The following is an 8,986-nucleotide window of genomic DNA, read 5'->3' as shown; positions in this document are numbered from 1 at the left end:
GACTCAAAAAATGTAGGGTTGTAAATATTCTAGCTCAGACAATGAATGAACAATGCCAAAACGAGCGCTCTCCTCCGACCCCGCTCCCCTACTCCCTCTTTTCTAGAGATATCAAATGGGTTCTATAATTAAGTAATTTACTTGATTATTATGCTGCAGGAATTGAACAACCAAGACAAGATCCTGAATTATGACTCCTCCAAAACTTCCCTCCTGATATAAAATCCGGTTATACAGTAATCGCATTCAAAAATCCTCAACTAAAATATGTGTTTGCTAGAAGCACGAATTTAAAAATTTATGCATTTTCATTTCCTTTCTTACTCCTTACTTCTTACTCATAACTCATAACTCATAACTCATAACTCATAACTCATTACTCATAACTCATAACTCATTACTCATAACTCATTACTCATAACTCATAACTCATTACTCATAACTCATAACTCATTACTCATAACTCATAACTCATAACTCATAACTCATAACTCATAACTCATTACTCATAACTCATTACTCATTACTCATTGTCGTTCATCAATATGAAAAGCGCTGTAAACATTTTCATTAAGTTTTATGTATGGGTAACTACTTAGTTGGCAATACCTGGTAATAGTAGATATGGAACCTAAAAAGCTCAAGTTGCCAACCTGTGGATAGTTCAACATATCTGAGTTATACTAATCAGATTTCACAAGTAATAAGTAATACCTCTGCCTGAAGTCAGAGGATTCAAAAAATGATGAATTTTTTGAATTTTTCTTCATGAATGAAGAGGCTTTAAACCTTCATCTTCGGGCTTGATTTTACTTATTAGTTCTTACTTATTAGTTCTTACTTATTACTTCTTACTTGAGCTAGAAAGGCTTCTGGTAAAAGTCAATTCGTTGTTTACTAATTATAAAAAGCCTCTAAACCCTCTTCGATATTGCCTGTTGCCTGTTGCCTCCCATGACAGTTGCACAACTACAGCAATGCATGAGGATGGTGAGGTACAGTGTAACACAGCCTGACCGGGTCTCCACAACCTGGAAGGTTGTGTTACTACTCATTACTAACAGGTTTCCAGCTTTTAACAAATAGTAAAGCTTTGTACCTCACGCGCGGGCGTGAAATTACTGTAAAATGAAAATGCTATGGTTTTTTACATAATGGAGGAAATCCAGTGAAAAATACTCAAAAACCAACTAATCAAGACCAAACTCAAGTTAAGAAATCGACTTCAGTTCAATCATAATCTTATGTTAACCCCAAAATCTATCCCAGAAAAAATTTACGGCCTCAAAAAAATAGGTATGCCCATCTGCGCGATCGCTCTCATTGCCCTCGCCTGCACAAATTCCGCCAATAAGAATTCTCCCAATAATGGAACGGGGAACAAATCATCCTCAACTTCTATTCCAGAAGTTGCCCGAGAAGCAAGGCCAGTAGAAACATTGATTTTTGTCTCGGTACCCTCAGTCAAGAAAAAAGAATTAGAAAAATCCCAGAAACTCTGGATTGAATATTTACAAGAAAAGTTACAACGTAAAGTGGATTTCAAAATAGCCAAAGATTATGATGCAGCCATTGATATGTTAGTAACGGGAGAAGCTCAAATGGGAATTTTAGGTCCATTCTCCTATATTAAAGCCAAACAAAGAAACCCCAAAATTGAACCGCTCGCTGCTGCGATTCACGAAGTCACCCAACGACCTTGGTACACCAGCACAATTCTGACTCGTCCCGAAACAAATATTAAAACTCTCGCAGATCTCAAAGGTAAAAAATTTAGTTTTGTCAGTCGATCATCTACCTCTGGCTTTTTAGTTCCTTCTTATGCTTTTAAGCAAGAGCAGATAGTTCCAGAAACTGACTTTTCAGAAGTTCTGTATAGCGGCAATCACGATCAATCAATCATTGATTTAATAGACAGAAAAATAGATGCAGTTTCTGTAGAGAGTACGGCAATCTATCGGGCGAAACAAGAAGGCATCCTAACTGACGACAACTATATCAAAATCTGGGAATCCGATCCGATTACCGAATCTCCTTTTGTTGTTAATGAAAAGTTTCCTTCAGAATTAGTAGATACTCTCAAATCCGCAATCATTAAGGCGGAAGGTTTTGCCAATGACTCAGGAATGCGGTCAATGGGATTTACAATTGTCACCGATCGCGATTACGAGTTGATTCGGCAAGTTCACAAGGAAGTCATCTCCCCATCTCAATAATTTTAGTTATGGAAATCAGGCATAAATTTATTAGTTCTTGTATAGCGACTGCCAGTCTTGCTATTATCCTGATTGGTGGCGGTCAATTTTTTTTAATTCGTGCTGAAAGAAAAGCCTCTAACACTCGATTCAAAACCAGTCAGGCCCTCAATTTATCTCACAATTTGCAAATCGCTTTAAGGGGACAAATTGTCGTTCTCAAAGATTGGTTGTTTTTACAACAAAGAAGGGTAAAGCTAGATGGCTATAAACAGTTAGAAAGACAATTTTTTAAGGATTTAAACCAACTCGAAAGTCTGATTGAAAATAGTACGAAAATTGGAACTATACGACGACGCTACCAAAATTTCATCCAACTTGCTGAACCTTTAACTCAACCCAAATATCAAGCTGATGAAGCAAAAATTAGACAAGATTTACAGTCTTTAAATTTCTATATTCGCGATATTGACTTTCTGGTGGAGGAAATGATTGAACTTGCCAAAGCAAACGACGCTCTAGCAATCGAGAAAGTCGAGGCGCTCAGTAAAATTTCAATATTTATGTCAGCTTTAGTGATTGCGATTATTATAGCTGTATTTTTCTTGCAATTTTTTTTGATTTTATCCCCTGTTATTCGAGCCATAAAAAAATTAAAAACTAGCGTCGATCAAATTGCCATGGGCGATCTAAATTGTCAAGTCAATATTCAAACAAAAGATGAGTTAGAACAATTAGCGACAGGATTTAATCAAATGGCAAAATCTCTCGCTGAATCTTATCGTTCTCTAGAAATCCAAACGTCTGCCGCTCAATCGGCAAATCAGGCGAAAAGTGAATTCTTAGCCAATATGAGTCACGAACTCCGTACCCCTCTCAACGGGGTTCTGGGTTACGCTGAAATCCTCAATCGTTCCCAAACCTGGGGAGAAAAAGAAAAAAAAGGAATTAAGATTATTCACCAGTGTGGTTCCCATTTACTCACACTGATTAATGATATTCTGGATATTTCCAAAATTGAAGCTCGCAAACTAGAATTGCAACCGCAACCAGTTTATTTACCATCTTTTCTCCAGGGAATAGGGGAAATTATTCGTATTCGGACAGAAAAAAAAGGGGTTGATTTTGTTTACCTACCAGATCCTAATTTACCAGAAGGTATTTTAACCGATCCCAAGAGATTGCGTCAGGTACTAATTAATTTATTAGGAAATGCCGCTAAATTTACTGAAAAGGGTAAAGTGACATTTAAGGTAGAGGTAGTTAATTCTATGGCAGCACAAAAACAAACTGAATATCAAATACCTGAAGATAATGTCAGACTCGGTTTCCAGATTAAGGATACAGGAATTGGCATGAGTCCAGATTCTTTAGCAAAAATTTTCCTACCCTTTGAACAAGTTAGCGAGGGGAAACAACACGCTGAAGGTACTGGATTAGGACTTGCTATTACTCATAATATTGTCAGTCTTATGAATAGTGAGATTCAAGTTAAAAGTGAATTAGGAGTGGGTAGCACTTTTGCTTTTGAAGTCAATTTTCCTCTATCTCAAGAGTGGCAATATCAAGTTATGACTGACACCAATAAGCAATTAATTGGTTATGAAGGGGAGTCACAAACTTTGTTAGTTGTCGATGATAAGTGGGAAAACCGCTCGGTAATTGTCAGCTTACTGGAACCGCTCAAATTTAATGTGATTGAAGCCGAAAATGGGGAAGATGGTTTGAATAAGGCTAATCAGTTGCAACCAAATTTAATTATTACTGATTTAATGATGCCAGCGATGGATGGATATGCTTTGATCAAACAAATCAGAGCATCGGAAAGACTTAAGCCAACTCCAGTGATTGTCTCTTCTGCATCTGTTTCTTCAATGGATCAACAGCAGAGTTTAGATGCAGGTGGCGATGCTTTTCTAGAGAAACCTGTAGCAGCAGATGAATTATTTAAGCTACTGCAAGAACACTTAGAGATTACCTGGAAATATGAATCTACTGTTACTTCTGATGCTACTGAGTCACAACATCAGCAAAATAGTAACAAGACAGAAACTACTACCGCAGATATGATATTACCCCCACTAGCAGATCTGGAAAACTTATTTCAGCTTGCTCAACAAGGTAGATTAAAAAAGTTAGTAGCAGCAGCTCAAACCTTAGAACAAGAAAATCAAGATTATGCTGCCTTTGTTAAATATATTGTTCAGCAAGCTAAAGGCTTTGAAATTAAAAAAATTACAATTTTTATTCAAGAATCTCTAGAAAAGAGGGGGTAGGGAGTAGGGAGTAATGAGTAATGAGTAAGGAGTAATGAGTAAGGAGGGGAGAGAATTACAAAGATTGAGTAATCATGTTCGGTTAAATAGTTATTATATTAAAGTTCGTAGTATAGCTCTGAGCCGTATCTACAGTTCGGGCTGAGAGCTATACTACAAACCTTATGCTTTATTATAAGTGATTATCCGAACATGATATGACTCCTGTATCCGTGCGGGATAACCTAAATAGGGCTTGCTGATTAAATATCAAATTCAATACCTAAAAAGGATCAAGCCTTTTTAGGTATTGAAAAAGTACAGGGTTTTCGTTGTAGGCAGCTAAAAAAGTTAGGATGAAAAGGTTGACTATTGGCAGAAAAACCAAGGGATAAAATATCCGACTAGCAACTCGCTCCCATACCCATTCCTCCTGTCTCCTGTCTCCTGTCTCCTGACTCCTACCCAAACCCCATGCATACTTTTTCAGCAAGCCCTAAATATTTGTAGCAAAAATTTGTCAAACTGGTATTACAAATCGCATAATAATAATGTTTAAAGATCTAAGTTATGGACAATTCAGATTTAATTTTAGTAGTAGATGATACTCCTGCCAATTTAGCAGTTCTTTCAGAAGCTTTAAATGATGCTGACTTTGAAGTAGCGATCGCCACGGATGGTGAATTAGCTATTAGTCAAGCAGAATTAAGTTTACCCAGTTTGATTCTCCTTGATATAATGATGCCTGGTATTGATGGTTTTGAAACTTGTCGCCGTCTTAAAGCTTCTAAGATAACTCAAAATATACCCATAATTTTTATGACTGCTCTTGATGATTCTACTGATAAAGTCAAGGGACTTAGTTTAGGAGCAGTTGATTATGTAACTAAACCATTTCAAGAAGCAGAATTAATTGCCCGTGTGAAAACACAGTTAAGGTTATACCACCTCACGGAAAACTTAGAAGATCAAGTAGCCAAACGTACAGCAGAACTAAATCAGGCTTTAGAGCAGCTACAGCAGTCTCAAGTTCAGTTAATACAATCGGAAAAAATGGCAGCTTTAGGACAGTTAGTTGCAGGAGTTGCCCATGAAATTAATAACCCTCTTAACTTTATTCATGCTAACCTCAGTCATATGGAGGACTATACCCAAATATTCTTAGATTTTTTGGAACTATATCAAAAAAACTATCCTAATCCTGTTGATGAGATTCAAGAGGAAGCTGAAGATGTTCACCTAGAATTTGTGCAGTCAGACGTAATTAAAACCATCGCTTCTATGAAAACAGGTACCAAACGTATCCGAGAAATAGTATTGTCGCTGCGAACTTTTTCTCGTATAGATGAAGCTGAATTTAAAGCAGTCGATCTTCATGAGGGTATTGACAGCACTATTATGATTTTGCAACATCGCTTGAAAGCTCAACCCGAACGTCCCAAGATTCAACTAATTCGAGAGTATGACAAACTACCTCTTGTAGAATGCTACTCTGGTCAACTAAACCAAGTTTTTATGAATATTCTGGCAAACGCTATTGAAGCTCTAGAAGAATCTAATGCTAACCTTACATATCAACAAATCGAGGATAATCCGAATCAAATTATAATTCGTACTTCTGTAATTGATTCAAAATTTGTAGAAATTTCGATCGCAGATAATGGTCCTGGTATTCCAGAAGAGATTAGACAAAATATTTTTGACCCATTTTTTACAACAAAACCTGTAGGTAAAGGAACAGGTATGGGTTTGTCTATCAGCTATCAAATCATTACAGAAAAACATCAGGGTCAACTCAAGTGTTTTTCTGAAGTTGGACAGGGAACAAAGTTTGTGATTCAAATCCCAATCTATCAGACATCTCCAGAAAAGAGGGAGTAGGGAGTAGGGAATAGGGGGTGTGGGAAGTGTCGGAGGTGTGGGAGGTGTGGGAAGTGTGGGAAGTGTCGGAGGTGTCGGAGGTGTCGGAGGTGTCGGAGGTGTGGAGTAGAAAAAAAACCGGTTTTTTTTCACGAATCATTTCATATCATATTGCTATATATCCTGATTCTATATCAGTCAGTTTATAAACGATCAAAAAGCAACACCTAAGTTTTACTCACCGAGTGACTTCTTTACATTTGAGGATTATATTTGGAGATGTACTAAGCCATTAACTTTAGTTACATTGCTCCTTTTCTACCACTTATTAAGAAGTATCAGTTTTCTATCTAGGTGTTGCTTTTGAGTATTTAACGAGACAGATTTTCTGGAATTTAACAGAGTTGTAACCTCCTGAGTTGCTAAAATTATTTCCTCTATTTTACTAAATTTTAAATGGAGTGAAGCTCAAACATAAACTTGAGATTTTTTTGACTCCCATACTATTAAGATTTGAGAAAATATTAGCCCCTGACAAAGGAGTTGCTGTTGGTGTCTGAACAGACAGACAATTGATGGATTAAACAGTTTTTTTGTTACCTCCTAGAAAAAGCGCTTAAAACGAGTAATTGTCTCTATTTCCTAAAGAAATAAGATGTTTTTGAGTTATATTAATACACCTCAAAACATAAGGTTAGGCAAAAATTTGGACATTTTTGCGTCCATTCTGCACAAAATGCGTAAAGTTGGCCTCGCCCAGTTATTTTGGCTTTTTCCGCTCAACACACTGGTTTTTCAAATCTCTTTACCTGTTTAATGCCGAACAACAGAGCTTGGAGCTGGCCACGCACCCCAAGGTGTTATCACCTAAATAACGTTTACTTTAAAAAAGTGGGCTGGACTAACCAAGTTCGCAACTTGAGTGCTTTGATTAGATTTGTGGTTAGTCCTTAAGTTCTCATTTCAACTCTTGTACATCTCGCAAAGAAGTTTATTTGCTTCTTCATATTTTTAATTTAGCACTATTAATCAAATATGCAAGTTAATGTAATGAAACTTCATTTAACAAGTATTCAATACTCTTGATATTGTAAATCTAGATTAAATTTTAGTTGCACTTACCATATAATAAAAACTAGACTGAAAGTATGATTAGGAAATAATTTAGTATTTAGGAAAATATGATATCGACTATGTTAAGAATTGAAAAAATTATCAATTAAATAATTGTTATATGTTAAATAGCAATTCCCAAAAAGCGTAAGGTACAAAATTCTTTGGTTTTAGAGAACAGGGAACAGGGAACACGGGGGAGTAATTGATAATTTATGGATAAGATATTGATTTAATTTTTCATTTTTGGAGAAGTCTAATAGTAGAAACAAGTGGTGAGTGGCTCTTCTACTGACTACTGACTACTGACTACTGACTACTGACTATTGACTACTGACTTGAACAATTGAGACACAATTATGGGATTCTAATAATATATAAACTACTAAATCTAAATAGACCTAATCAACAAATTATCTAAAATCTAAAAAAAGTCAATATAACAAGACCAAAATTAACTGGCCCATAACGAGAATGTTAAAAACATCAATTCCGTCAATACGAAAACAACAAAATCCCTTAGTATGCAAACTAGCAGACACCATAGAAGCAGTTTGGCAACGCTACCTAGACCTACAACCATATTACCTACCCACAGAGCTAGGCTATGTAGAAGGCCGCCTGGAAGGAGAAAAACTAACAATTGAAAACAAATGCTATCAAACTCCCCAGTTCCGGAAGCTACACCTAGAACTAGCAAAAATAGGCAAAAATCTGGATATATTGCATTGTGTCATGTTTCCTAGAATAAGTTACGCTCTGCCTATGTTTGGTACAGATTTAGTGGGAGGAAAGGGCCAAATAAGTGCAGCAGTAGTCGATTTATCGCCCCTAACTCACAATAGAAAATTACCAGAAGTTTATAATTATCAACTTCAAACTTTACCAATAAAAGAATTTTCTCATCCTCGGCAACTGCCAGAATGGGGGGAAATATTTTCAGAATTTTGTCTATTTATAAGACCAACTGGTTTAGAGGAAGAACAAAAATTTATATCGATAGTCGAATCTTTCCTAGAAATACATTGCCAACAAGCGATCGCCCAAAAACCTGTTTCTCCAGAACAACAACTTGAGATTCTCAAAGCTCAACGCCATTATTCTACTCAACAGAGACAAAATGACAAAACCCGTCGAGTCTTAGAAAAAGCTTTTGGACAAGAATGGACAGATTATTATTTAACTACTGTATTATTTGATAGCCCTGAGTGATGAAAAGTAGGAGTCAGGAGTCAGGAGTCAGGAGTCAGGAGTCAGGAGTCAGGGAGTTACAAAGGAGGTAGGAGAAAGAATAGTCCTTGAATTTTTTTGCCATAGTTAGCCTTTTATGCTGAATTTTTGAACCTGAGATGCCTAAAAGCTTGCACTTTTTGATACATAAAAATGCTAAAACCTTTATCTGTAGAGACTTTGAGATTTAATCAGCAAGCCATACTTATAAGTTAATAACTGAAGTCTTAAGGAAGCGTAACGTTATTTTAAAGAATTGGTATAACCTGATAGGGAGGTGGTACTCCGAAGTTCCTGTCTGTAAAATAACCAGAAAAGTCGAAAAGTCTAGGA

5 protein-coding genes and 1 pseudogene are annotated in these 8,986 nt (G+C 36.4%); all 6 read left to right on the top strand.

Annotation, left to right across the window (positions count from 1 at the left end):
* The first annotated feature begins 1,244 nt into the window (after positions 1-1,244).
* The 6 genes and pseudogenes from F6K40_RS08435 to F6K40_RS08415 all read left to right on the top strand — a co-directional run bounded on the left by F6K40_RS08435 (position 1,245) and on the right by F6K40_RS08415 (position 8,635).
* A complete protein-coding gene (locus F6K40_RS08435) occupies positions 1,245-2,216 on the top strand; it encodes a phosphate/phosphite/phosphonate ABC transporter substrate-binding protein (RefSeq protein WP_293134066.1) in 972 nt (323 codons plus the stop codon).
* 8 nt (positions 2,217-2,224) lie between these two features.
* Positions 2,225-4,471 carry a response regulator gene (locus F6K40_RS08430; RefSeq protein ID WP_293134064.1) on the top strand — a complete coding sequence of 749 codons (2,247 nt, stop codon included), beginning with the start codon at positions 2,225-2,227 and terminating at the stop codon, positions 4,469-4,471.
* A 549-nt stretch (positions 4,472-5,020) separates the two neighbouring features.
* Positions 5,021-5,395: pseudogene (locus tag F6K40_RS41330) on the top strand (response regulator); the annotation flags it as partial.
* Positions 5,396-5,503: 108 nt separating this feature from the next.
* Positions 5,504-6,331: a sensor histidine kinase gene (locus tag F6K40_RS41325; RefSeq protein ID WP_375340555.1), complete on the top strand. Its 828-nt coding sequence runs from the start codon at positions 5,504-5,506 to the stop codon at positions 6,329-6,331.
* 26 nt (positions 6,332-6,357) lie between these two features.
* Positions 6,358-6,519 (top strand): hypothetical protein, encoded by a 162-nt coding sequence (locus F6K40_RS08420; RefSeq protein WP_293134060.1) that lies wholly within the window; start codon positions 6,358-6,360, stop codon positions 6,517-6,519.
* 1,378 nt (positions 6,520-7,897) lie between these two features.
* Entirely contained in the window at positions 7,898-8,635 is a 738-nt protein-coding gene (locus tag F6K40_RS08415; RefSeq protein ID WP_293134057.1) for a phycocyanobilin:ferredoxin oxidoreductase, read from the top strand.
* The last annotated feature ends 351 nt before the right edge of the window (positions 8,636-8,986 follow it).

The sequence above is a fragment of the Okeania sp. SIO3I5 genome (assembly GCF_010672085.1).
Classification (GTDB): Bacteria; Cyanobacteriota; Cyanobacteriia; order Cyanobacteriales; family Microcoleaceae; genus Trichodesmium.
This window is presented reverse-complemented; position numbering and strand designations above follow the sequence as displayed.